Below are 24,430 nucleotides of genomic sequence, written 5' to 3' on the forward strand. Positions count from 1 at the left end.
TAATAATCTAATATAAATACAACTGACTACCTTACTTGCCCCCTCATTCAGCTTTTTTAGCTCTTATCATAATAAATAAAAAGCAGATACTGATTATGGCATCTGCTTTTTATTGACTTGATTTTAAGAGAAGATAACAAGTCAGCATATAAGGATTATGCAGCTCCGACTTTAGCTCTTACATTCTATAAAGCACTTTAACCACATGCCAGCCAAACTTGGTTTTTACTAAATGCGGGGTGAAGAGCTCGCCATTGAAGCAGACTTTATCAAATGCCGGTACCATGTCGCCTTTTTGAAACTCCCCTAAGCTACCGCCTTTTTTAGCTGATGGGCAGGTTGAGTGTTTTTTAGCCAGCACATCAAACTGGGCGCCTTTTTTAAGCTTGACAATAATGTCGTCAGCCAGTTCTTTGTCTTTTACTAAAATGTGTAATGCGCTAGCGGTACGAGCCATAATGTGAACCTTTCATGAAATATCGATTATCGCGGCATTATATCACTACTTACACAGAGCTAGTCTATTAAGCTGATACATACATTTATAGACTACTTAAAATAGCCCTCTCAAATTTGCACAGAACAGTACTATGACCCCTATTTCATTATTATGTGCACGTACGCGAGCATATTTTCTATAGAAAAACCTATGAACACATTGATAAATAAGGCGTACAAACAATTTTTTATAGCTAACTATGTACTGTAATCATAGATAAAAACAACATTTAGAGTATTTTAAGGCAATAATTGCATCGCCTACGCTTTATTAGTTTATTATGGTATATTTATCCCCAAGGTAGCCTTGGGGATGATTATACCTTAAGCCTATTTATTTAAAGGGGTTGTTGATTATACTATAATAATCAGTGTCCAATTATATTTCAATATTCGCAAAAAATACTCTTCATAAGCTATGACGACTGCGAGAAGCATACTTGTAACTTGAGTATTAAGTTAATAGATAAATATGCTTAATTTATCGTACCTACAACGTCCACGGATATAGATGATGGCTGTCAATAATATAAACGATATCAATGTTCTTGAATGTCGGGATAAAGATTACTCTGTCAGTATTTCTGGCATTGCGGGTTTAAGTGTACGCATTTACCCAAATGGTAAAAAGGAATACTACCTCCGTTATCCCCATCCGCATATTGAAGGCAAACGTCCTAGAATGATGCTTGGCCGAGTGGATGAGATTGGTCTGAATGAAGTTAAGTATAAAGCTGACTCTATACTGGAAATAGTTGCTAAAGGTGTTGATCCTAAGGCGACAAGCCAACAAGAAAAAGTGAATAAATATGCTCACTTAAAAAATGCAACGTTTGCCGAGATAGTTCGAGCTTGGAGAGACAATAAAATAGCCAGTCGTCGCACAGCCAAGTCTAATAAACTCTCGTTTAGTGAATCGACGCTAGAATATTGGGATTTATGCTTAGGATATATGTGTCGTGAAATTGGCGACTTAAGAATGAATGATATTACTAGTGAGATTATATTAAATGTCTGTGAGGCCATTCAAAATAATGAAAATCAAGCAGCATTCGTTGGTGCAAGCACAAGACTTTATACTGAAAAAGTATTTTCATTCGCTGTCGCAAGAGGACTCTGTGATAGAAATGTGGCGATTGATACGCGCGGTGAGCTTGCACCTGCCAATTCAGGTAATCACCTGCCAGCCATTACCAAGCCTGAGCAGTTTGCAGTATTATTACGAGATATGGAGTCGTTTAAAGGAGCAAGTGTGATTACTTTAGAGGCAATGAATTTACTACCGTATGTCTTTGTGCGTAGTATCGATTTGCGTTCTATGCGCTGGCAAGATATAGATTGGGATAACAAGCTATGGGAGTTTTCTCCTACTAAAGGCGAAGGTCGTGAAGATATGGTATCGCACTTGGTTGTACCATTGGCTTCTCAGGTTATTACGCGCTTACTAGAAATGCAATCAATTACCGGTCATCAAGAATACGTATTTGCATCGATGCGTACCTCAAGTAATACTTATATTAGTAAAGCCACGCTAGTACAAGTATTTCATAGGCTTGGATATAAGGATATTCAATGCGCTCATGGCTTTCGAGCATCCGCTAAAACCTTACTGATGGAGCAACCTGAACTGCGTTATTCAGATATCGTGACTGAGCTGCAATTAGGCCATAGAGTAAAGGACACGCATGGCGGTGCCTATAATCGATTAGATGAAATAGATACTAGGGTGCAAATGATGCAGGATTGGGCAAATTATATAGATAAGCTCCGGAGTTGCTCCAAAGAGCAATTATAGAGCTCAAGCGGATAACTCTTCTTATCAAATAGCAAAATCTGTTCATAATAGCGCTTTTGTAGCTCCTGCAGCGCGTTTAATCAATAGCTCAACTGGAGCATCAGGGCTCAGTGTTCCAAAGGCTAGCCCGTGTTCGCTTGCGAGCCGTGAAAGACAGAATGCTTTTGCAATTTCCGTATTATCACTTAATAGTAAGATTGAAGCCTGGAGCATTAATGCTAAGCGTTCAATCACGTAGCGACTGCGAAACTCTAAGGTTTCAATGTCATCGAAACGTTCGGATAAAAGACTCAGCTCGTTATCGTAATGAGGGTTCTTGCCAGCGGCTTTCTGCAGTTCCGCAAATAGAGCGTCACGAGTTTCTGGCTCCTTTTTTAAAGCTCGAAGCACATCAAGACATTGCACATTACCACTACCCTCCCAGATTGAGTTTAACGGCGCCTGTCGATAGAGACGCGGCATAATATTCTCTTCAACGTAACCATTTCCTCCTAAGCACTCCTGCGCTTCATTGATAAGAACTGGCGCACGCTTGCATATCCAGTACTTACCAATCGCAGTCGCGATACGAGCAAGGGCGGCTTCATGAGGATCTTTTTCTATCATGCCGACTGCGCGTGCGATACGCATCGTAAGCGCCAATGCCGCCTCCGACTCTAACGCTAAGTCAGCAAGCACATTACGCATAATGGGTTGGTCAATTAATAATTTACCAAAGGCCTCACGCTGACTGGTGTGGTGAATAGCTTGCACAATCGCTTGGCGCATTTGTGCTGAGGAGCCAACCATACAGTCCAGCCGAGTCAGTGCTACCATCTCAATAATTGTCGGAATACCACGACCTTCTAAGCCCACCAACTCACCAAACGCGGCTTGAAATTCGACTTCCGAAGAGGCGTTCGACCAGTCACCCAGCTTGTCTTTTAGACGTTGAATACGAACGGCATTTTTCGTACCATCAGGACGAAAACGTGGCACTAAGAAACAACTGAGGCCATTGTCAGTCTGTGCCAATACTAAATGAGCGTCACACATCGGGGCTGAAAAAAACCACTTGTGACCAATAAGCTCATAGGTTCCGTCCTCTTGCAGCAGTGCTCGCGTTGTATTGCGGCGTAGGTCGGATCCGCCTTGCTTTTCAGTCATGCCCATACCCATAGTACAACCCAGTTTTTCTTCCATGGGCAAACTACGCGGATCATAGTCCTGCGATAAGAGTTTAGGCAGCCACTTTTCTGCTAGCTCTGGTGAATGCCTTAGGGCAGGAATCGCTGCGTAGCTCATAGACATCGGACAACCAAACCCTGCATCAGCTTGCGAACCAAGATACATCACAGCGGCTCGAGCTACATGAGGGTTTTTATGACTTTCATTACGCCACGCAAAATTACTCATGCCATATTTCATGCCAGCAGTCATCAGCTCATGATAGGCTGGATGAAAATCCACCTCATCTATACGCCGTCCATAACTATCAAAATCTCGTAACTTAGGCGGGTTTTCATTGGCTAAAAACCCGCTAGCAATCATATCACCGCCTGTACGAGCACCGAATTCACTCAGGTGTTCCTCTGCCCACCCTGCTCCTTCTCGCGTTACAGCTTCGATAAGGGCAGCATCTGTTTCCCAAGCGTTGTAGTTAGCTAAGGCAAAGGGTTGATTATTTACTTCATGAGTATTAAATTGATTTATCATTGACATAATTGTTATCTTCCTTGATTTTGACTAACCTATACTATTTTATAACAGCTAGTATTACATAATAAAAATTATTTCGTCAAGGTGTGTAATATGAATAAACCCAGTCCCCGACTTCTCCTCCTCCGTTTATTAACGGTAGCGGACAACAGTACTCTTACCGCTACTGAAGCTATTTTGGCAGGCTCAGTGTTTGGCATGACAGAGAACAGTATTCGCGTAACCATGGCGCGTTTAACCCAAGCAGAGCTCGCTGAGGCAATCGGGCCTGCTACTTATCAATTGGGGCCAGAAGCACAAAAATTAGGCGATGATGTCGCCTCATGGCATACCTCCGATAGAAAGACCATAAAATCAGACGGCTCATGGATAGCCGTGGCCACGGGTGGTCTACCTCGCAGTAACCGCACAATACTACGCGCACGTGACCGGGCTTTATCGTTATTAGGGTTTCGCGAGCTAGACAAAGGACTCTATATACGCCCGAATAATCTACAGGGCGGTATAGATAGCGTTCGTAAACGTCTATTGAATCTAGGGTTAGGAGCAGAAGCCATCGTATTTAAGGCTTGCGATTTTGATTCTATTCGCCAAAAAAAAGCCTTAGGACTTTGGTCTGACATGCAATTAGAGAGATATTATGAAGACATGTCTTATCAACTGAACAATTGGTTAAAACATATGGATAATTTGAGCCATGACGCGGCTTTACGAGAAGTGTTTACGCTTGGAGATGCAGGTATCCGCAGTGTGATCTTCGATCCATTATTGCCCGAGCCCCTAGTAAATGAGGCGGCACGGCAACAATATTTCAATACGGTGCGGCGCTTTAATGATGAAGGTCGTCGGCTTTGGCTTGATTTTTTTGACGCAAATATCGCAAAATAGATGAATCTTCTTAAGATTTAGTAGGCTTATACGTAAGTGCTGAACTGTAGGTGGTTGCTTATGAATGATTACTTATAAATAATTACTTGGGATTCTAATTCAAAAGCTCTATTGATTTTCATCACGATATAACACCTACTTAGCTTCTACTCTAAAGTCCTCATTGCTGATGGTTCGGTTCATTGCCATAGCTTGGGTATTTAAGTTTGCTGCTTGCATGTCTAGACTTTCTGGATCGCGACGTATTATGTTCTGCGCCTCTTGCCTAAAGTCATTTTCGCTCATGGTAGAACCACTCTTCACAGCATTTGCTGCTGGGTCACCATTTTTTGCTTGCGAGAGTTCAGCATCGGCTACTAGCGCAATATTGCTTTGATTGGTAGATGCAGCATCATTAACAGAAAATACTGGGTGACTCGCCAGCGCTATTTGATCGCTCGTCGAAAAGGTTGAAAAAACACCATCGAATATAAAGACGCTTACCAAGAATAAAGTACAGAGGATGCCTAGCACGCCAACAAACTTTATATTATTCGCTGACCTGCCCTTTGCGAATTTTACTGATTGCGTCACTGCGGCCTCAATATTGCTTTTACTATCTGAGTGTTTCATAGGACAATACCCAGTCAATCCATGTCATCAGCAGTATATAACTGCATCCTCTATGTCATGATACGAGGACTCTGGTGTTATGCAATGGTTTTTGGTATGAGCGCTCTGATTGACTGATAAGCGGTAAGAAAACTGGTTTTAGACAGTAAAAGTCAGCTTGTCATAGGACAACAGCCGCTTACTCCCTTACTATAATAAAGCCAGATTAATCATCAGTTTCACGATATAGCGTACTTTGAGACTCTTGTCTAAAGTCCTCATAAGTGATGGATGCGTCAGCTGGTTTATCATTGGATGGTTGCGGTGCTGGTTGTGCCTCTGAGCCAATAACCTCACCTTGATTTTGAGCTGCAGTAGCGTCAGCAGCAGTCTGAGTATCTTGCTCAGTGGTTTCTACCACCTCAGCCTCTCTACTGGCATCGGAATTATTCTCTGCTATTACTGGTATTTCCGCACCATTCGCTATATCAGTCTTCGTTGAAGTCGACAGCACACCGGTAAAAACAAGCATCATGACGATGGCAGCGATCAGTAATGAGCCAAAAACCATACCAATGACGAGCGGTTTTTTGCTACTCGCTTGCTTGTCTTTGGATTTTATCGACTTCTTATTTGATATTTTTTCGTTTATGACTTCTTCGTTTATGAATTCATGGTTTTCAGGCTCTTTATTTTCAATTTCTTCTGAACCCCGATCCAAAGACTCGTCGGGGTTGGTTATTGTGACGTGCTTTGACGTTAAATCTTCATCTTCGTCAGAAAAATCTAAGTTGATACCTTTGTCGTTATAGACCTCTAGGGTTTCACCCTCTTGTACTTGAGTAGCAAATAACGCTAGCTCTGCTGCGCTTAATGGCTCATATGAGGACAGTTTGTTGGCATCTTTTACTGGCTTTAAGTCATTTGCTGTGGTGTCTTTTGACTCACCATCTTCATCAACACCGTCGACATTTTCAACACGTGTGATAAAACGTTCATAGATGTTATCTTTACGCATGCGCTTTCGTGGCTTAGTATTAGCAATTTTGGCTAAATTTGCCTCTAAATCTGAATTATGGCTATTTTTTTTATCACTCATGAAGTAATACCAAACCAGTTTGTACCACGAAAAAGAAGATGACTGCTAGAATTAAGGATAAAGATTTTATTGTTTGCTAAAGTGTAACACTATCGTTAACAAACAATATAGTGGGTCACTTCACTCGCTTCAAGCACAATTTTATGGTTACCCCTATTATTGGTATAAAATAGCCAAAAGCGCTCTTTAAAAAAATAACCATAAGCATCGATGACATTATATATAAGTGAGCATAAAATATGGATTTAAAACAGCTCAAGGCTTTTATTGCTATCGCAGATTTGCGTAGTTTCAGCGCCGCTGCTACCAAAACGGGATTGTCACAGCCGAGTCTGAGTCGCTTGCTCAAACAGCTCGAGACCGATATGGGCGTAGAGTTAGTCGACCGCTACAATAGACCATTACATCTCACCGAAGCTGGGGCATTCTTTTACGATAAAATCAGCGCCATACTAACAGAGATTGATACCGTCACCAGTATGACCCAGCGATTGTCTGCGCCCAGCAGCGCATTAAACATTGGTTTTGTACCGTCTGTCCTGTACGGGCTATTGCCAGAAGTCATCGCTAGTTTAAAACAATCCAACCCTGATATTGAGGTCAACCTAAAGGATATCAGCTCCTACCAGCAAATAGATGCGCTAAAATCTGGTGACATTGATGTTGGTTTTGGGCGTTTTGCCCACCAAGACCCTTGGATTCAGCAAATACTATTACGCCATGAGCGTTATGTGGTTGCGCTGCCTAAAGCACACCCATTAGCCAATGTGCGCGAGCAACGTTTGATAGATTTGGCAAATAACCGCCTGATTTTATACCATCAAACGCATTTGCCGATAGCCACGCCAGCAATAACCACGTCCATACCGAAACCAACATCGACCAATAAACTGCCTGCCCATACAAAAAGAACCAACTCAACAGGCCAGCCTCTATCGTTTAGTACGCTTAACGAGCCTGTCACCGAGCCTTTGCTGCATTTATTTGCACAATACGGTATCGCGCCACTGATGACTACCACGGTGAGTGACTTACAAGTAGCATTGGGACTAGTCGCTGCTGGTGAAGGGGTTACGCTTGTACCTGCCAGCCTACAAACGGTGCGTACAGAACAAATCAGCTATCAACGCTTGGTACACGAAAACGTGACCTCCCCTATTTATTTACATACCCTCAAAGACTTTGTCCACCCTAAAATCCCTGACTTACTCACTGCTACTTATCAGGTGTATGAACAGCGCGGTATCACCTATCGAAAACAAAAATTTGCCTCAAAGCTATAAATTATCAGCTATCAGCTGCGGATTATGGTATAAAGAACCGCCAAAAAATACTCAGTACTAACTCTTGATATTAATAATTAATTATGCTAACTATCAAGAATGGCAATGCAAACAAATAGTAATAATAATTAGAATAATCATTCTCCTGAATAGCATCGGTGTGCTAAAGTCGATACAAGATGAATCGTTTTGTATTTAACGTTATAAAATAGGCGTTATATATATTGTATAAAGCGATTTTCTAACGATCATTGGCAGACTGACACAGGTAAGTGATGATTTGCCGTTTTAACCATTTCGAGGTATTCATGTCCACACAACCACTCAACAACCCAAGCGCCACCGACGATACCGTCGCCCCGCAGCAAGAAGGCTTTAGCTGGCGTATTTTTGGTCCCGGTATCTTAATGGCGACAGCTGCTATCGGTGGCTCACATCTGATTTCATCGACACAGGCGGGCGCACTATATGGCTGGCAGCTGGCGATTATGATTATTTTAGCCAATATCTTTAAATACCCGTTCTTTCGATTTGGTACCGATTACGTCTACGACACTGGCGAAAGCTTAATCGCAGGCTATGCCAAACGCTCGAAAGCCTATCTATGGATTTATTTCATCCTATCCGTCTTATCGGCGGTCATTAGTACGGGCGCGGTATCTTTGATTGCGGCAGTTATCCTAGGCTTTATGCTGCCTGCCTCCCTCGGTTTGTCCACCATGACATTGGCTTTGATTATCGTTGCGGTCTCGTGGTTCTTCCTGATTGCTGGTCATTATAAGCTGCTTGATGGCGTGACTAAGTGGATTATGATTGCTCTTACCACTGCAACAGTAGCAGCAGTGATTATTGCCGCTGGCAAGCCGACGGTTATGGCAACCGATTTTGTCGCTGCCTCGCCTTGGAATTTGGCGACCTTAGGTTTTATCGTAGCATTGATGGGCTGGATGCCAGCACCGCTTGAGTTTGCGGCGATTACCTCGATGTGGACATCCGCTAAAGTCAAAGCCGAACACACCACGCACCGTCAGGGATTGCTTGATTTCAATGTGGGTTACTCGGTCTCTGGTGTCTTGGCGTTGTTCTTCTTATCGTTAGGCGTGTTTGTCCAGTATGGCTCAGGACAAGAGATTGAGATTGCAGGCGCCGCTTATATCAATCAGCTGATTAATATGTATACCAGTACCATCGGTGAATGGTCACGACTGCTGGTCGCCTTCGTCGCCTTTATGTGTATGTTTGGCACCACCATTACTTGTGCCGATGGTTATGGCCGTGCCAATGCTGAGTGCTGGCGCTTACTTAAAGGTGACGATGAGATCAATAAAAAGCAAATCGCCTTTTGGACCACTTATGCCATCGGTGGTGGTTTGGTGATTATCACTTTCTTTACCGGACAATTGGGCTCGATGCTAAAATTCGCCATGATATCGGCGTTCGTTTCGGCACCCATCTTTGGTTGGCTCAACTATACCTTGGTCAAAAACCATAAAAAACTGTCAGTAGGTATGAATGCATTGTCTATCGCTGGTTTGATATTCTTAGCTGGTTTTGCACTGTTGTTCTTAGCCAATCTTGCGGGTCTCTTTGGTTAGCTAGCTTAGGTATACATTCAGCTTTATACAAATCTACTTGATGCAAAAAAGCCCTTTTAGCGAAGCTATGAGGGCTTTTTTGTGCAATGGTTTAATCATTTGATGGTAGTAATTGTAAATAAATGTAAATATCTAGCGAGTGATTGGTGGTTGGTTTAAGCGATATGAATACTAATCTCAGTAAACCTCTAGATAATGGATAGTACTATTTACATATCGAATATGTTTATTAAAAATTAACTTTTAATTAAATTCACCTAACTAAAAGTATTGAAAGACCGCTTTGCAAGCATGGATAATTGGGTATAATCAATCACAACGATTCAATCAAATATGATATCCATAATATTAATAGTATCGATAAGATTACCCTCCACGTAAGGATTATGACATGACCTCATCAGCTGGCGCTCGCTTTCGCAGTGCAATGAAACAAAAAAACGATAACAACCAGCCGCTACAGATTGCTGGCGCGATTAACGCTTACACCGCTATGATGGCAACCCAAGTTGGTCACCAAGCGCTATATCTCTCTGGTGCTGGCGTGGCGAATGCCTCATTTGGTCTGCCTGACTTGGGTATGACTAGCCTTGATAACGTCCTAGAAGATGCGCGCCGCATTACTGATGCCGTTGATACGCCGCTATTGGTGGATATCGATACGGGTTTTGGTGGCGCGTTTAACATCGCTCAGACCGTCAAGAAAATGGAAAAAGCAGGTGTGGCAGCAGTACATATCGAGGACCAAGTCGCACAAAAACGCTGTGGCCACCGTCCCAATAAAGAAATCGTTAGTATCTCAGAAATGGTCGACCGCCTAAAAGCAGCACTTGATGCCAAAACCGATAAAGACTTTGTGGTTATGGCTCGTACTGACGCGCTGTCTGTCGAAGGTCTTGATGCGGCTGTTGAGCGCGCGGTTGCCTTTCAAGAAGCTGGCGCCGATATGATTTTTGCCGAAGCATTGACTGATATTGAGATGTACCGTAAATTTACCGATGTGCTGAATATACCGGTACTCGCCAACATGACAGAGTTTGGTCAAACCGACCTTTATACCACAGAGCAATTACACGGTGTGGGTGTCGATATGGTGCTATACCCGCTATCAGCATTCCGTGCGATGAATAAAGCGGCATTAAACGTCTATCAACATCTACTCGATGACGGCACGCAGGACAAAGTTGTCGATACCATGCAAACCCGTATGGAGCTATACGACTTCTTAAACTACCACGAATTCGAGCAAACGTTAGATAAACTGTTTGCTGATAATAAGTAGACTTAAGCAAGCAATACAGTGATTTAAGAAACGATTTATTAAAATTGGCTATCTAATAAACTTTACTACTAAAGCTACCAACAAAAGGAATTTAATCATGGCAGCAAAAAAAGAACTTTCAGGTGCAGGACTACGCGGTCAAGTCGCTGGCAAGACCGCTCTATCAACCGTTGGTAAATCAGGCTCAGGTCTGACTTACCGCGGTTATGATGTCTCAGAGCTTGCGGACAAATGTATCTTTGAAGAAGTGGCTTACTTACTACTTTATGGCAACTTGCCAACCCAAAGCGAACTTGATGCCTATCAAGCCAAGCTCAAAAAATTACGTGGTCTACCACAAGCACTAAAAGATGTACTTGAGCGTATCCCTGCTGACTCACACCCGATGGATGTGCTGCGTACGGGCAACTCAATGCTCGGTAACCTTGAAACGGAAACCGACTTTGAGCAAGAGAATGACAAAGCGGATCGTATGCTAGCGGTATTCCCATCAATTATTAACTACTGGTATCGCTTTACTCATGACAATGAGCGTATCGAAACTGAAACTGATGATGAGACTATCGGCGGTCATTTCTTGCATCTGCTTAAAGGCGAGAAGCCAAACGAGCTACATACTAAAGTCATGAACGTGTCACTTATCTTGTACGCTGAGCACGAGTTTAATGCGTCAACCTTTACCGCGCGCGTGTGTGCCTCTACCCTGTCTGACATCCATTCGTGTATTACTGGCGCGATTGGCACCTTGCGCGGTCCTTTACATGGCGGTGCTAACGAAGCAGCGATGGATATGATTGAAGGCTTTAGCTCACCCGATGAAGCTGAAAAAGAGATGATGGCGATGCTGGCACGTAAAGACAAAATTATGGGCTTTGGTCATGCTATCTACAGCGACTCAGACCCACGTAACGTAGTCATCAAAGGCTGGGCTGAAAAACTGGCCAACGATGTTGGTGATGAAGTGTTATACCCAGTATCAGTACGCTGTGAAGAAGTTATGTGGCGTGAAAAGAAACTGTTCTGTAACGCAGATTTCTTCCATGCTTCAGCGTATCACTTCATGGGCATTCCAACCAAGTTATTCACACCAATATTTGTGTGTTCACGTCTGACAGGCTGGGCGTCACACGTCTTTGAGCAACGTGGTAATAACCGTATTATTCGACCAAGTGCCGAATATATCGGTGAAGAATTACGTTCAGTACCAGAGATGAGTGCGCGTTAATTTGTAGCGCTTTCCTCTTCGCTCGAATAAATAAACTTGTAGGGTACGCATGGCGCACCCTACAACTACTCATTAAATGACTGTCAATCAAGGGCTGTTATGTTTAATACAAAAAATCTATCGTTTGCACTAATTGGTACCGGACTCCTATCAATATCTTTGGGTTCAACCTACGCCAGTGCGGCTACAGATTTAACTCCATTATTTAGTGTTTATGAAGAGGCATGCGGTTATATAGATAGCGACAAATCAACGAAGGCTGCCAATACTTATAACACTTTCAAAAATAGCTTTATTACCCACGAAGAATCGACAACCAATGGTGTTTATGACGGTACAGTATTTTCTTTAAAAGAAAACTATGTCATTCCAGCGCCTTACAAAAACGCCATTTCATCCATCACCATGGAAAAAGGCGATGACTATAGTAGTGATAGCGTCACTTACACCGTGAAATTCAATAATGCGACTTATAGAAACAAGCCTATATCGCACCTTGATATTTATGTCGTGCCCAACTCAGACATGTTCTACGATGCCTTATATCTAAAAACATCAATGCAAGGTTTAAAGCCGCATTTTAAATATGAGCAGCTTGATGATGAAAAAATTGGTGCTCATTTAGATCCTGCCAAGAAACTTATTTTATGCGACGGTATTGTCGGTAGTTATAAATAACATCAATGATAACCGCATATTAAAGTAATACTGTCATACAAAAACCATTCCAACCATTCCAACCATTCCAACCAGCCAACTGCCAAAGGTGACTTATGGACAACGCCCTAGTACAACCGATGAATGACAAGTTTAAAAAACCCTTACCTGATACCGAGCTTTATTACTTCGATACCCGTGAAGCGGTAGAAAGCATCGAAGCGGGCGCGTATGACAAGCTACCGTTTAGCTCAAAAGTTCTATGTGAAAACTTGGTTCGCCGTTGCCCACCAGAGGATTTAACCGCGGCATTGACCCAACATATACAAGGTAGGCAAGACTTAGATTTCCCTTGGTATCCTGCCCGCGTTGTTTGTCATGACATCTTAGGCCAGACTGCCTTTGTTGACTTAGCAGGACTGCGTGATGCCATCGCTGAACAAGGCGGTGATCCTTCTAAGGTTAACCCTATCGTCCCAACTCAGCTCATCGTTGACCATTCATTGGCAGTGGAACACGCAGGCTTTGAAGAAAACGCTTTTGAGAAAAACCGTGCTATCGAAGAACGCCGTAACGATGACCGTTTTCACTTTATCAACTGGTGCGAATATGCCTTTGATAACGTCAACGTCGTACCGCCAGGTAACGGCATTATGCATCAAATCAACCTAGAAAAAATGTCACCCGTGGTACAGGTGGTAAAAGGTAAAGACGGTCATGAAGTGGCTTTTGCTGACACGTTAGTTGGTACGGATAGCCATACGCCAATGGTTGACGCCCTAGGCGTGATATCTATCGGTGTTGGCGGTCTGGAAGCCGAAAGCGTGATGCTGGGCAATCCATCGTACATGCGTTTGCCAGATTTCGTTGGCGTTAAGCTAACGGGTAAACTGCAAAAAGGCGTTACTGGTACCGATTTGGTACTCGCTATGACCGAGTTTTTACGTGATGAAGGCGTGGTTTCTACTTATATTGAATTCTTCGGTGACGGCGCACGAAATTTAACCGTTGGCGACCGTGCCTCTATCTCTAATATGACGCCTGAATATGGCGCGACGGCAGCGATGTTCTATATCGATGAGCAAACCATCGACTATCTACGCCTCACTGGTCGTTCTGAGGCTCAAATTAAGCTGGTCGAGCAATACGCCAAACAAACTGGCCTATGGGCTGATGGTATGGAAAACGCCGAGTATGCGCGCGTACTTGAGTTTGATTTATCGGCAGTGGTACGTAACCTTGCCGGCCCTTCTCGACCGCATGCCCGTGTCTCAACCACGGACTTGGTCAAAGAAGGTATTGCCCACGGCGCTGATGATAAATTACCTGAACCAAAAGATGGCTTGATGCCAGATGGCGCGGTTATTATCGCCGCGATTACCAGCTGTACCAACACCTCGAACCCACGCAATATGGTTGCTGCTGGCTTGGTTGCTCGTAACGCTAATGAGAAAGGCTTATTACGCAAACCTTGGGTCAAATCCTCTTTAGCACCTGGTTCTAAAACGGTCAAAATGTATCTAGAAGAAGCCGGACTGATGCCTGAGCTACAGGAAATTGGCTTTGACGTGGTCGGCTTTGCTTGTACCACCTGTAATGGTATGAGTGGCGCGCTCGATCCTGATATCGAAAAAGAAATCGTTGATAATGATTTATTCACCACCGCGGTACTATCAGGTAACCGTAACTTTGATGGTCGTATCCATCCATATGCCAAGCAAGCGTTCTTAGCGTCACCACCATTGGTTATCGCTTATGCGATCGCTGGTAATATCCGTTTCGATATCGAAAAAGATGTATTAGGCCAAGATAAAGACGGCAATGATGTTTATTTAAAAGATATCTGGTTCGATGATGATGAAGTCGATGCTATCGTTGCCAAAGCGGTGAAGCCTGAGCAATTCAATGCTGTCTATATTCCGATGTTTGATGAAGCCAAAAAGGACGCTGGAAAGGCTCTGAGCCCATTATACAACTGGCGAGAAATGACCACTTATATCCGTCGTCCGCCGTATTGGGAAGGCAAAATGGCCGCAATGAATAAGCTAAAAGGCATGCGCCCGTTAGCAGTATTGGGCGATAACATTACCACCGACCATATGTCACCTTCCAATGCTATTTTGGGTGATTCGGCTGCTGGCGAGTATCTAGATACCATGGGGCTGCCTGCTGAAGATTATAATTCGTATGCGACCCATCGCGGTGATCACTTAACTGCACAACGCGCGACTTTTGCCAATCCTAAGTTATTAAATGAGATGGTACGTGACGAAAAAGGTGAAGTTATCCAAGGCTCATTAGCTAGGGTTGAACCACAAGGTCAGGTCATGCGCATGTGGGAAGCGATTGAAACCTATATGAACCGCGAGCAGCCGCTTATCATCATCGCTGGTGACGGCTATGGCCAAGGCTCAAGCCGTGACTGGGCTGCCAAGGGTGTGCGTTTAGCGGGCGTGGAAGTTGTCGTCGCTGAAGATTTTGAACGTATCCACCGTCAAAACCTAGTCGGCATGGGCGCCCTACCGCTACAGTTCGAAGAAGGTACGACTCGCCATACGCTAAATATTGATGGTTCAGAAACCTTTGATGTCACTGGCGAAGTCTCTGCTGGTGGGCTGATGACATTAGTGATTAACCGTGCTGACGGCAGCAAGACTGAAACCCCGATTATCTGCCGCTTAGATACCGCTGATGAGGTCAAAATGTATAACGCGGGTGGTATGCTCCAGCGCTTTGCCAAAGAGTTCATCGATGGCACGCTAGATATTGCTTAAGCATCATGATTATTGATTAATAAGTGAGCCGATGCTGTAGGTTTATATGGTGTCGGCTTTTTTATACTTATTGATATACTTTAATAAATAGCATAACATGTACTATTAATTGTACAAGTATCGGAGTATGTCATGAGAGTAATTAGTTTTTCAGAAGCTAGAAAGCATCTCAAATCGGTTTTAGACACAGTAAATGATGATGCAAATGCAACTATCGTTACTCGTCGTGATGCTGATGATGCCGTAGTCATGTCACTTGATTACTATAATAGCCTGATGGAGACCGTTTACTTATTAAAGTCGCCTGCTAATGCTGCTCATTTAGCAAAATCTATGGCTCAATATCAGGCTGGTAAAACGGTAGTTCGCGGTCTAATTGAACCTACAGACGAAAATTTTAATAAAAACGCTGAAGACGCCTAATATTAAGGGCTACAATTGTAAGTAGAAAGTTATGAGTGAGCAATTGGCTTGGACAGATGAAACTTGGAAAGATTATATATATTGGCAAACCCAAGATAGAAAAACTATAAAACGTATTAATAAACTTCTTACAGAATGTATGCGTAATCCGTTTGAAGGTATAGGTAAGCCTGAACCCTTAAAAGAGAACTTATCAGGATTGTGGTCTCGACGAATTGATGATACTCATCGGCTAGTATATAAAGTTGAAGATGATTATTTGACGGTTATTTCGTGTCGATATCATTATTAGGCTTAGTTTCTAAATTAAATCCTAATCTAACCAAGCTCAAAAGGCTCAACCTTACCAGCGTCCACCTCTGCTTGAGCGACTAGTAATTGACGCACAAACTCATAAGATAAATCAGGATTGTCTTGCATAATCTGCTTAATTTTAGCTGAGCTTTCGTTCAGCTTTTTATCTATTTCCATCATGTTCTCTATTGTTAGCTACTATACATATCTATTTATATTACCAATAAAAGTACAAACATATACTAACTGTAGTTAAAACATTTTAAAAACGCTACGGTACTGCTTGTATGGTTTTTTTGCAGCCTCTGTCTGCGTAGGCACAGCAAGCAAGGAAAAACTATACCAGCAGTATGTGGTGTATCGATATTACTTTTCATAGACTCTATCTCAAGGATTGCCAATAATGACTCAAACAACCTCAAACCAACCAAAATTCGCCCCGCAAATCTCAGTCTCCGCTACCTATATGCGCGGCGGTACTTCAAAAGGCACCTTTTTTAAACTGTCCGACTTACCGGAGCGTTGCCAAGTCGCTGGCGAGTCGCGTGATAATTTTCTATTGCGGGTTATTGGTAGCCCTGACCCTTATGGTAAACAAATTGACGGTTTAGGCAATGGCAGCTCTAGCACCTCTAAGACGGTTATCTTATCTGAAGCGAAACAAGCAGACCACGATGTCAACTATCTGTTTGGGCAGGTCAATATTGCAAAGCCTATGATTGATTGGGCGGGTAACTGTGGTAATTTAACCGCAGCGGTTGGTGCTTGTGCGATTAATATGGGTCTGGTTGCCGCTGATAAAGTTGCTCGTAGCATCAGCGCCAGTACGAACAGCGGTATCTGTGAAGTGCGTATCTGGCAACAGAATATCGGTAAAACGATTATCGCCCATGTGCCTGTCTACATGGATAAACAAGGCAAGGTACAAGTACAAGAAACCGGTGACTTTGAATTAGACGGTGTGACCTTCCCTGCTGCTGAGGTCAAAATCGAGTTTATTGATCCCGTTGATGCCTCTAGCGCTATGTTTCCCACCAACAATCTAGTCGATGATTTTGATGTGTCTGGTTGCGGTCTAAATGCCGATAGTGTCAAAGCAACCTTTATCAGTGCGGGTATCCCAACTATCTTTATGAAAGCAGCAGATTTAGGCTTTACCGGCACAGAATTACAAGGCGACATCAATAGTGATAGCGAGCTACTTGCCAAGCTTGAGAATATTCGCGCGCGTGGTGGCGTGGCGATGGGTTTGTTTAAAGATGAGAGCGAGGCACAAAGCAGTCAGCATATTCCTAAAATTGCTTGGGTTGGACCTGCGCAAAGCTATAGCGCATCTAGTGGTAAAGCCGTTGATGTCAATGAGATTGATTTAGTCGTACGCGCTATGAGTATGGGTCAATTGCACCATGCTATGATGGGCACAGCAGCGGTCGCGATAGCCGCAGCAGCGACGACGCAAGGCACACTGGTCAACGAGGCAGCAGGTGGTGGTGAGCTTAACGAGGTTCGCTTTGGCCATCCCTCTGGAACGCTTTTGGTAGGCGGAAAAACAGAACAAGTCGATGGTCGCTGGCAAGCCAAAAAAGTCTCCATGAGTCGTTCAGCGCGTCGTATTATGGTTGGTGAAGTGTTTGTGCCAGCGGATGCTTTTTAACCGTTAACTTTTTAACCTTTAACTTTAGTCTCGCCATATATCAATAACATCCCGCCTATGGTGACTAAGGCTAAACCAGCGATTTTATAAATATCTATCGCTTTAACCTCTAAGCCAAACAAGCCAGTTTGGCTTAGAATCAGGGCAAAATACATTTGCCCAAGAAATACCCAAAGCAGTGTATTGCCTGCGCCTATCTTTGGCGCAGCAATAAATATGAATAAGATATAAAAGCTGCCCAGAAATCCTGGTAACCACATCCACCACGTCGCATTTTCAATCATTGGCGGTTTGATACCACCACTCATCACATACGACAGTACTAAAGAAGCTATTGCACCTCCTAAGTATAAATAAAAGGTGGATTGTATTTGAGAGGCTTGTGTACTTTCTCGAAAAGCATTGACAATAGCCAGTTGCAGCGGAACAATCGCACCACCTAAAAGGCTGATTAAGACGTATGGAAGAATTTTCAAATGACTGCCCCAAAAAATAAATAGTGTATATATAAACATTATCAATAATAAATTTTACCTTAATTAGGGCATAATAAGTTTCACCAATTAAATACTCAAACTGTTGGGTTTAATACATGCCAACCACTTCTAATCTCAGAAAACCCCCACTCGATAAGAAACCGCCGGTCGCAAAAAAAGAGCGCAGGGCATTGTTATGGGATATTCTCAAAAAGCTTGCGGTATTTGCTAAGCCCTATCGGCTATTAATCGTTGCTACCTTGATATTGACGGTGCTGGGTTCGTTTACCGCGCAGGTCAACGCCTTTGTGCTGCGCTATACCGTCGATACCTTGACCGAAATCGCTACCCTTGCCGACCCGTGGGAAGCTGGTATACGCATGCTCGGTATCATCAGCGCTGTTTTATTGACTAAAGAGATACTATCGATATTTATCTCATTTGGGCAGCGATTTTTCGGTGAAAAGATTCGTATCAATCTATCGCGTGATTTATCACAAAAAATCATCGAACGTATCTTGACCTATCGCATGGCGTTTTACACCAGTAGCGAAAACGATAGTGGTAAATTGCAAACCCGTATCGATTATGGTGTGAGTAGCCTTACCAGCTTGGTGCAAAACTTCTTTATCGATATGCTGCCGCTATTTGCCAGTGCCATCGTCTCACTGATTATTATGTTTTCGACCAATTTTTGGATAGGCTTGGTTGGTCTGGTTATCATACCGATTTACTTTTTTATTAGCCAAAAACAAGCGCGGCGTTTGCAAGGTTTTCGGCGGCAGATGCGCGGCTTTCGAGAAGCCAAAAGCGGGCTGGTTATCTCGCTGATTAATTCAATCAGCGTGGTTAAATCTTTTGTCCGTGAGCCTATCGAGGCGAAAAAGCACTTAACCATTCAAAAAGACATGACTGATAATCAGCTGCGTATTCGTAGCATTGGTTTTATTTATGATGCGGTAAAAACCTTTATTGAACAAATCGGTGTGGTAGCGATTATCTTACTGACCGCCTACTTTGTGCTAAACGGTCAGATGACCATTGGGATGATCTTATTTCATGTCATGCTGTTTCAAAACGTCGCTGCGCCTATCCGTCAATTGCATCGTATTTATGACCAAATTAACAATGCCCTGACTTACGCTGAAGGTTTTTTTGAGATTTTAGAGGCTGACGAACAAGTTGAAAAAATATCGGGTTTGAGTAGTAAACACTTAAAAGGTCATATTGAGCTCAAAAATGTCGATTTTACCTATCCGAATGGCACCCAAGCGCTAAAAGATGTCAGCTTCACTATTAAACCCAATCGTATTACCGCGCTGGTGGGTCTAAGTGGTGCTGGCAAGAGTACGATTATCAATCTATTGGTGAGGTTTTACGAGCCAGATGCTGGCATGATATGCCTAGATAGGCACAATCTGGCCGACTATGATACTCATGAGCTGCGTCAGAATATCGGCTTAGTGCTACAAAGCAATCATATCTTTTCAGGTACCATCAGTGAAAACATCCGTTATGGGGATATGAATGCGAGCGATGAAGATATTATCATTGCTGCCAAAAAAGCCTCGATTCATGAGCAAGTCGTGGCGTTATCAGAAGGCTATGAAAGTACCGCTAAATCACTATCGGGTGGTCAACAGCAACGTATTGCGCTGGCACGAATGTTCTTAAAAGACCCACCGATTGTGTTTTTGGATGAACCAACCGCCAGCCTTGATGCCATTGCCAGTCAACAGGTGAAAAAGAGCCTAGATTTGATTAAAAAAGACCGTACGGTGATTATGGTCTCGCATAACATTGCCCAGATCATCGATGCTGATGATTTGGTGGTGATAGAAAATGGGCGTGTGGTCGAGACAGGTACTCACGAGGATTTATATGAGCAGCGCGGTAAATACTTTGAGATATTTAGTGCCATGTCTGATAGCTTAAATTTGGATAAAATCAGTCAAACCTTAAATAGTTAATACAGAGCGAAATCGTTATAATGCTCACACTATTACCTTGATTGTCCTTTAAATTGTTAGAAGCTACTGAATTATGACCTGTAATTTCTCTATAAAAACTTTTGATGAGCTGACCACAGTTGATCTGTATCATATTTTAAAAGCGCGCTCGCAAGTATTTGTGGTTGAGCAAAACTGCCCATATCAAGATATGGATGAGCTAGACTTTGATTGCTTGCATCTTATCGCCCATCAGAACGAAGCGTTGGTGGGCTATTGCCGCATCATTCCACCTGAATTTAATCAATTAAAATCCAATCTATCGGTCGCTGACCCTGCCATCAAGTCCAATCATACTTCTATGCCTGCCATTGGTCGCGTGCTGGTACTATCAGAGCACAGAGGCGACGGCCTAGCACGGCAGATGATGACGCAAGCCATTGCCCACTGCCGTAAAAAGTACGGCAAAAAGCGACCGATTATCATCTCTGCACAAACCTACTTGCTCAGCTTTTATGAATCCTTGGGGTTTATACCCGAAGGGGATTATTATCTCGAAGATGGCATTGAGCATGTAAAGATGGTTTTATACGTGATTAAAAAAACCAAGGTTAAGAAAGAAAGTGCAAATACCGCCTCTACAACGACCAAAATATTAAGTTTTTTGCTATTTATAATGGCGGCTTTATTTGTGTTAGGTTTGCTGTATTTAATGATTTAAGCGGCGTGCAAGGTTTTAATTCTTAACATAATTCAATTTGGTTGTTCCATATTGAGTATGCTACTTTTAAATGATGACCGAGATAGTTGGTCAATGAAGCAGCAAACCCAAGGAAGAGGAGACAACCATGTCAACCATATTAGATGGTTCAAATGACCAAAATGCGACGGTAGAGAGCAATGTCCGTCCAGAGTACGACGTTGAGATTCAAAAAATCGCCGATTATGTGCTCAGTTACTCTATAGATAATGACTCCCCAGATAGTGAGGAAGCTTGGAGTACGGCGCGTTACTGCCTGATGGATACCCTCGGCTGTGGACTACTCGCGCTACGTTTTCCTGAATGTACCAAGCATTTAGGTCCTGATTGCGCCGATCAAATCACCCCTAATGGTGCGCGTGTTCCGGGCACCTCCTACCGACTAGATCCTATCAAAGCCGCCTTTGATATCGGCTGTATGGTACGCTGGCTTGATTATAATGATACCTGGCTTGCGGCTGAATGGGGTCATCCCTCAGACAACTTGGGTGGTATCCTAGCGGTCGCAGACTATATCAGTCAGCAAAATATCAGCCAAGGCGATGCTGCGCTTACCATGAAGGAGGTGTTAGAAGCCATGATTATGGCGCACGAGATTCAAGGGGTGCTGGCATTAGACAATTCATTCAACCGTGTCGGGCTGGATCACGTGTTTTTGGTGAAACTGGCCTCAACCGCTGTCGTTGCAAAACTATACAAGCTGCCCCGTGAGCGTATTATGGCGGCCCTCTCACAAGCGATTGTCGACGGACAAGCACTACGTACCTACCGTCATGCACCCAATGCTGGTAGCCGTAAGTCATGGGCCGCAGGAGATGCGACCAGTCGTGCGGTACGCTTAGTCGATATTACTCGGCGCGGGGAAATGGGTATCCCTGGGGCTTTAACCGCCTCGCAGTGGGGGTTTTATGACGTGCTATTTAGCCACACCAATAAAGACCTAGCTCTCAAGCCCGAGGATGAACGCAAATTTACCTTCCAGCGCGAATTTGGTAGTTATGTGATGGAAAATATCTTATTTAAATTAAGTTTCCCTGCTGAGTTTCATGCGCAGACTGCATGCGAGGCTGCGGTTATTCTACATCCACGAATTGATGACAGAATTGATGAGATTGAAAAAATTGTTTTGACCACCCATGATTCAGCCATTCGGATCATCTCCAAGGAAGGGGCTCTGGCCAATCCTGCTGATCGCGATCATTGTTTACAGTATATGGTTGCGGTGCCTTTACTCACGGGTGATTTGATGGCGGAGAATTATGAAGACGATTACCACGCTCAGCATCATATTATGATTGATGGCTTACGCCGAAAGATGGTGGTAGAGGAAGACGAAAGTTATTCAAAAGATTACCACGATCCAAGTAAGCGCTCGATTGCCAATGCCATTCAGGTATTCTTTAAGGATGGTAGTAGTACCGATAAGGTGGCTGTCGAATATCCTATCGGTCATAAACGCCGCCGTGAAGAAGGCATCCCTGTGTTAGAAGCCAAGTTTCGAGCGAGTCTGGCAACACGGTTTATAGACAGTCGTTGCGCGGATATTTTTGCCCTTTGTAGCGACCAAGCGCGCTTAGAGCAAACACCGGTCAATGAATTTATGGATTTGTTTGTGGTGAACTAGGTATTTTAACCACTATCTGATTATCCAATAAAAGGGCGTGTCATTAATTTAACGACACGCCCTTTTCTTATCTATTCTATTAACAGTAACGGCTTCTAAAAACCCTACCAAGGTATTGACTCCCCTGCCCAATCCACAAAACTGCCTGATTGTTCTGCGGTCATTTTGCTTAACACGTCCAATAAGCAGTCGGCACTAAAGGCTGGCGAGAATAAATTTTCGTTAGCCACGTTACCCTGAAAAGGTGCTGATAATTGTGTGTTGACGGTTCCAGGTTGCATGACGACCACGCACACATCTTTAAGTGACCTACTCCATTCGATGCTGAGGTTTTTCATACCCATATTAAGCGCCGCTTTACTCATACGATAGCTATACCAACCGCCCAGCTGATTGTCGCTGATACTACCAACGCGTGCCGATATCGTCGCAAAAATTGCTGGCTGGTTATTAGTTCGTTTAGCGTTAGCCAAAAGTGGCTTTAAATGCTTCGCAATGAGCAGACTAGCCAAGGCGTTCACTTGCATATTCTGTAAGAAAAAATCAGCCTCAACTTGTTTAAGTGCTTTTTCTGGTTGCGATTGCTCAGTATGCAACAGCCCCACACAGTTAATCACCCAGTCTATATGAGTGGTTTGCTGCTTGATGATGTCAGCTGCTTGTTTGATATTCTGCTCATCACAGATATTCATGGGTAACCAATGTAAGTTTTCCGCTTCATAATCAGGAAGGCTTTTATGGTAAGTGGCAAAGACCTGAATGCCGTTTTTTGCACTATCACTTTGATCGCCATCTTTATCACCATCTTTATCACTACTGGCATCAGAAATACCACTCAATAATTGCTCGATCATGGCCTTGCCGATGCCGCCTGTACCGCCAATAATTAGATAGTTTTTAGGGCTCATAAGAAACTCCTCCTTTTTTATTAAAATAGATTTCAGATTGCTTTTTTATATCTTGACTGAGTTTTTATGTTTTTACCATGATATCGGTGTGTCATTTGTCGAACAATATTTAATATCTTTAATAAAACACAAGATGAAAGACAATAAAAAAGCCACCGTCGAAGGTGGCTTTTTATACGTTAATATATTTGGTGGTGTTCTAAAAAGTATGCTGGCATCAGACGTAGCCATAATTGATGTAAAAGAACACCATATCAAACACTTTGAAGTGATTATCGAGCTTTTTTGAGAAGCAACAAGTCTTTCTAACCGCTCGTCTTAATCGGTGTCTAAGGCGACAGTTATTACCCTCTATACCTATGGTATGCTGTTTGCCAACCTGTTTGTGATCACCTTTAAAGGCGGTTTTAAAGCTATCCCAGTTGTCCATACTGATAGAGCCATAGCTTACTTTAAGTTGCTTTAAACGTGCTCTTAGCTTCTTAGCCGTTTTTAGGTCACGTTTGCCCCAAACATGAGCGACAATCTCATTAGTAGCACGATCATAAACGTAAATGAGCCAAACTTTACGCTTCTTGCGATACACGTAAGTCCAGAACTCATCAACCTCTAAGCGTTCATAGTAGCGCTTCTTAGGCGCGATCTTATAAACAGATGAGCCTATGGTGCTCAATACTTTACCGATACTGACTGAGGCTATAACAGCTATGTCTCTAACGCCGCAACCTCTAACCGTCATTAGCCGTATGATGTCTTCTATTTTAGAGTGACAGCCCTTATAAGTTAAGGCATGGTCACCAATGAATTGACGTTTGCAGTCCTTGCATTGGTAGTTCTGCTTGCCATAGCTTTTTATGCCGTTTTTCTTTAAACTGGGACTGTGACAGTCGGGGCAGCTGATATCTATTTGTGTCTTCATAACCTCAAATATATCATCTTGCTTTGGCTGTCACCCTC

The 24,430-nt window shown here is 43.2% G+C and carries 22 protein-coding genes; 14 read left to right on the top strand and 8 right to left on the bottom strand.

The window, feature by feature from the left end; translation table 11 throughout:
• Nucleotides 1-178: 178 nt before the first annotated feature.
• Nucleotides 179-457 (bottom strand): peptidylprolyl isomerase, encoded by a 279-nt coding sequence (locus ACT3TU_RS06010; RefSeq protein ID WP_444784155.1) that lies wholly within the window; start codon nt 455-457, stop codon nt 179-181.
• Between the two features lie 552 nt (nt 458-1,009).
• On the opposite strand from ACT3TU_RS06010, the gene ACT3TU_RS06015 reads away from it, so the two are divergent.
• Nucleotides 1,010-2,293, top strand: coding sequence for a tyrosine-type recombinase/integrase (locus ACT3TU_RS06015; RefSeq protein ID WP_443550657.1), 1,284 nt, complete (start codon nt 1,010-1,012; stop codon nt 2,291-2,293).
• A gap of 42 nt (nt 2,294-2,335) precedes the next feature.
• On the opposite strand, the gene ACT3TU_RS06020 is transcribed toward ACT3TU_RS06015, so the two are convergent.
• Nucleotides 2,336-3,994, bottom strand: coding sequence for an isovaleryl-CoA dehydrogenase (locus ACT3TU_RS06020; RefSeq protein ID WP_443550659.1), 1,659 nt, complete (start codon nt 3,992-3,994; stop codon nt 2,336-2,338).
• A gap of 90 nt (nt 3,995-4,084) precedes the next feature.
• Between ACT3TU_RS06020 and ACT3TU_RS06025 the strand changes: the two genes are divergently transcribed.
• Complete coding sequence (locus ACT3TU_RS06025; protein WP_192523113.1) at nt 4,085-4,879, top strand: PaaX family transcriptional regulator; 795 nt, start codon at nt 4,085-4,087, stop codon at nt 4,877-4,879.
• A gap of 135 nt (nt 4,880-5,014) precedes the next feature.
• Here the strand turns inward: ACT3TU_RS06025 and ACT3TU_RS06030 are convergent, their stop codons facing one another.
• Together ACT3TU_RS06030 and ACT3TU_RS06035 are read right to left on the bottom strand one after the other, a co-directional pair.
• Nucleotides 5,015-5,491 carry a hypothetical protein gene (locus ACT3TU_RS06030; RefSeq protein WP_443550661.1) on the bottom strand — a complete coding sequence of 159 codons (477 nt, stop codon included), beginning with the start codon at nt 5,489-5,491 and terminating at the stop codon, nt 5,015-5,017.
• A gap of 205 nt (nt 5,492-5,696) precedes the next feature.
• Complete coding sequence (locus ACT3TU_RS06035) at nt 5,697-6,569, bottom strand: hypothetical protein (protein ID WP_444784156.1); 873 nt, start codon at nt 6,567-6,569, stop codon at nt 5,697-5,699.
• Nucleotides 6,570-6,808: 239 nt separating this feature from the next.
• Here ACT3TU_RS06035 and ACT3TU_RS06040 point away from each other — a divergent pair, with 239 nt between their 5' ends.
• From ACT3TU_RS06040 to ACT3TU_RS06075, 8 genes are all read left to right on the top strand, one after another.
• Nucleotides 6,809-7,852, top strand: a complete 1,044-nt coding sequence (locus ACT3TU_RS06040) for a LysR family transcriptional regulator (protein ID WP_192528925.1) — start codon at nt 6,809-6,811, stop codon at nt 7,850-7,852.
• 308 nt (nt 7,853-8,160) lie between these two features.
• On the top strand, nt 8,161-9,447 hold the full coding sequence (locus ACT3TU_RS06045) for an NRAMP family divalent metal transporter (RefSeq protein ID WP_192523117.1): 1,287 nt from the start codon (nt 8,161-8,163) through the stop codon (nt 9,445-9,447).
• Between the two features lie 391 nt (nt 9,448-9,838).
• On the top strand, nt 9,839-10,729 hold the full coding sequence (gene prpB, locus ACT3TU_RS06050) for a methylisocitrate lyase (RefSeq protein ID WP_192523118.1): 891 nt from the start codon (nt 9,839-9,841) through the stop codon (nt 10,727-10,729).
• 97 nt (nt 10,730-10,826) lie between these two features.
• Complete coding sequence (prpC, locus tag ACT3TU_RS06055; protein ID WP_192523119.1) at nt 10,827-11,954, top strand: bifunctional 2-methylcitrate synthase/citrate synthase; 1,128 nt, start codon at nt 10,827-10,829, stop codon at nt 11,952-11,954.
• A gap of 99 nt (nt 11,955-12,053) precedes the next feature.
• Nucleotides 12,054-12,632: a hypothetical protein gene (locus ACT3TU_RS06060; RefSeq protein WP_192523120.1), complete on the top strand. Its 579-nt coding sequence runs from the start codon at nt 12,054-12,056 to the stop codon at nt 12,630-12,632.
• Nucleotides 12,633-12,727: 95 nt separating this feature from the next.
• The gene (gene acnD, locus ACT3TU_RS06065) at nt 12,728-15,385 is read left to right on the top strand and encodes a Fe/S-dependent 2-methylisocitrate dehydratase AcnD (protein WP_444784157.1); all 2,658 of its coding nucleotides are present in this window, start codon (nt 12,728-12,730) and stop codon (nt 15,383-15,385) included.
• A 132-nt stretch (nt 15,386-15,517) separates the two neighbouring features.
• Nucleotides 15,518-15,808, top strand: coding sequence for a type II toxin-antitoxin system Phd/YefM family antitoxin (locus tag ACT3TU_RS06070; protein ID WP_192523121.1), 291 nt, complete (start codon nt 15,518-15,520; stop codon nt 15,806-15,808).
• A gap of 31 nt (nt 15,809-15,839) precedes the next feature.
• Nucleotides 15,840-16,100, top strand: coding sequence for a Txe/YoeB family addiction module toxin (locus tag ACT3TU_RS06075; RefSeq protein WP_192523122.1), 261 nt, complete (start codon nt 15,840-15,842; stop codon nt 16,098-16,100).
• Nucleotides 16,101-16,126: 26 nt separating this feature from the next.
• Here ACT3TU_RS06075 and ACT3TU_RS06080 read toward each other — a convergent pair whose 3' ends face one another.
• Nucleotides 16,127-16,282 carry a hypothetical protein gene (locus ACT3TU_RS06080; RefSeq protein WP_443550669.1) on the bottom strand — a complete coding sequence of 52 codons (156 nt, stop codon included), beginning with the start codon at nt 16,280-16,282 and terminating at the stop codon, nt 16,127-16,129.
• A gap of 223 nt (nt 16,283-16,505) precedes the next feature.
• Between ACT3TU_RS06080 and prpF the strand changes: the two genes are divergently transcribed.
• Nucleotides 16,506-17,756, top strand: a complete 1,251-nt coding sequence (prpF, locus tag ACT3TU_RS06085) for a 2-methylaconitate cis-trans isomerase PrpF (protein ID WP_444784158.1) — start codon at nt 16,506-16,508, stop codon at nt 17,754-17,756.
• Between the two features lie 11 nt (nt 17,757-17,767).
• Here the strand turns inward: prpF and ACT3TU_RS06090 are convergent, their stop codons facing one another.
• Nucleotides 17,768-18,232, bottom strand: a complete 465-nt coding sequence (locus tag ACT3TU_RS06090; RefSeq protein ID WP_444784159.1) for a DMT family transporter — start codon at nt 18,230-18,232, stop codon at nt 17,768-17,770.
• A 116-nt stretch (nt 18,233-18,348) separates the two neighbouring features.
• Between ACT3TU_RS06090 and ACT3TU_RS06095 the strand changes: the two genes are divergently transcribed.
• From ACT3TU_RS06095 to ACT3TU_RS06105, 3 genes are all read left to right on the top strand, one after another.
• Entirely contained in the window at nt 18,349-20,202 is a 1,854-nt protein-coding gene (locus ACT3TU_RS06095) for an ABC transporter ATP-binding protein (protein WP_192528927.1), read from the top strand.
• Nucleotides 20,203-20,275: 73 nt separating this feature from the next.
• Entirely contained in the window at nt 20,276-20,902 is a 627-nt protein-coding gene (locus ACT3TU_RS06100) for a GNAT family N-acetyltransferase (RefSeq protein WP_192523125.1), read from the top strand.
• Nucleotides 20,903-21,029: 127 nt separating this feature from the next.
• Entirely contained in the window at nt 21,030-22,565 is a 1,536-nt protein-coding gene (locus ACT3TU_RS06105; RefSeq protein ID WP_192523126.1) for a bifunctional 2-methylcitrate dehydratase/aconitate hydratase, read from the top strand.
• A gap of 104 nt (nt 22,566-22,669) precedes the next feature.
• Here ACT3TU_RS06105 and ACT3TU_RS06110 read toward each other — a convergent pair whose 3' ends face one another.
• Complete coding sequence (locus ACT3TU_RS06110) at nt 22,670-23,473, bottom strand: SDR family oxidoreductase (RefSeq protein ID WP_192523127.1); 804 nt, start codon at nt 23,471-23,473, stop codon at nt 22,670-22,672.
• Nucleotides 23,474-23,690: 217 nt separating this feature from the next.
• On the bottom strand, nt 23,691-24,392 hold the full coding sequence (locus ACT3TU_RS06115) for an IS1 family transposase (RefSeq protein ID WP_444784160.1): 702 nt from the start codon (nt 24,390-24,392) through the stop codon (nt 23,691-23,693).
• Between the last annotated feature and the right edge of the window lie 38 nt (nt 24,393-24,430).

This window comes from Psychrobacter sp. AOP3-A1-26 (assembly GCF_052378235.1).
GTDB lineage: Bacteria > Pseudomonadota > Gammaproteobacteria > Pseudomonadales > Moraxellaceae > Psychrobacter.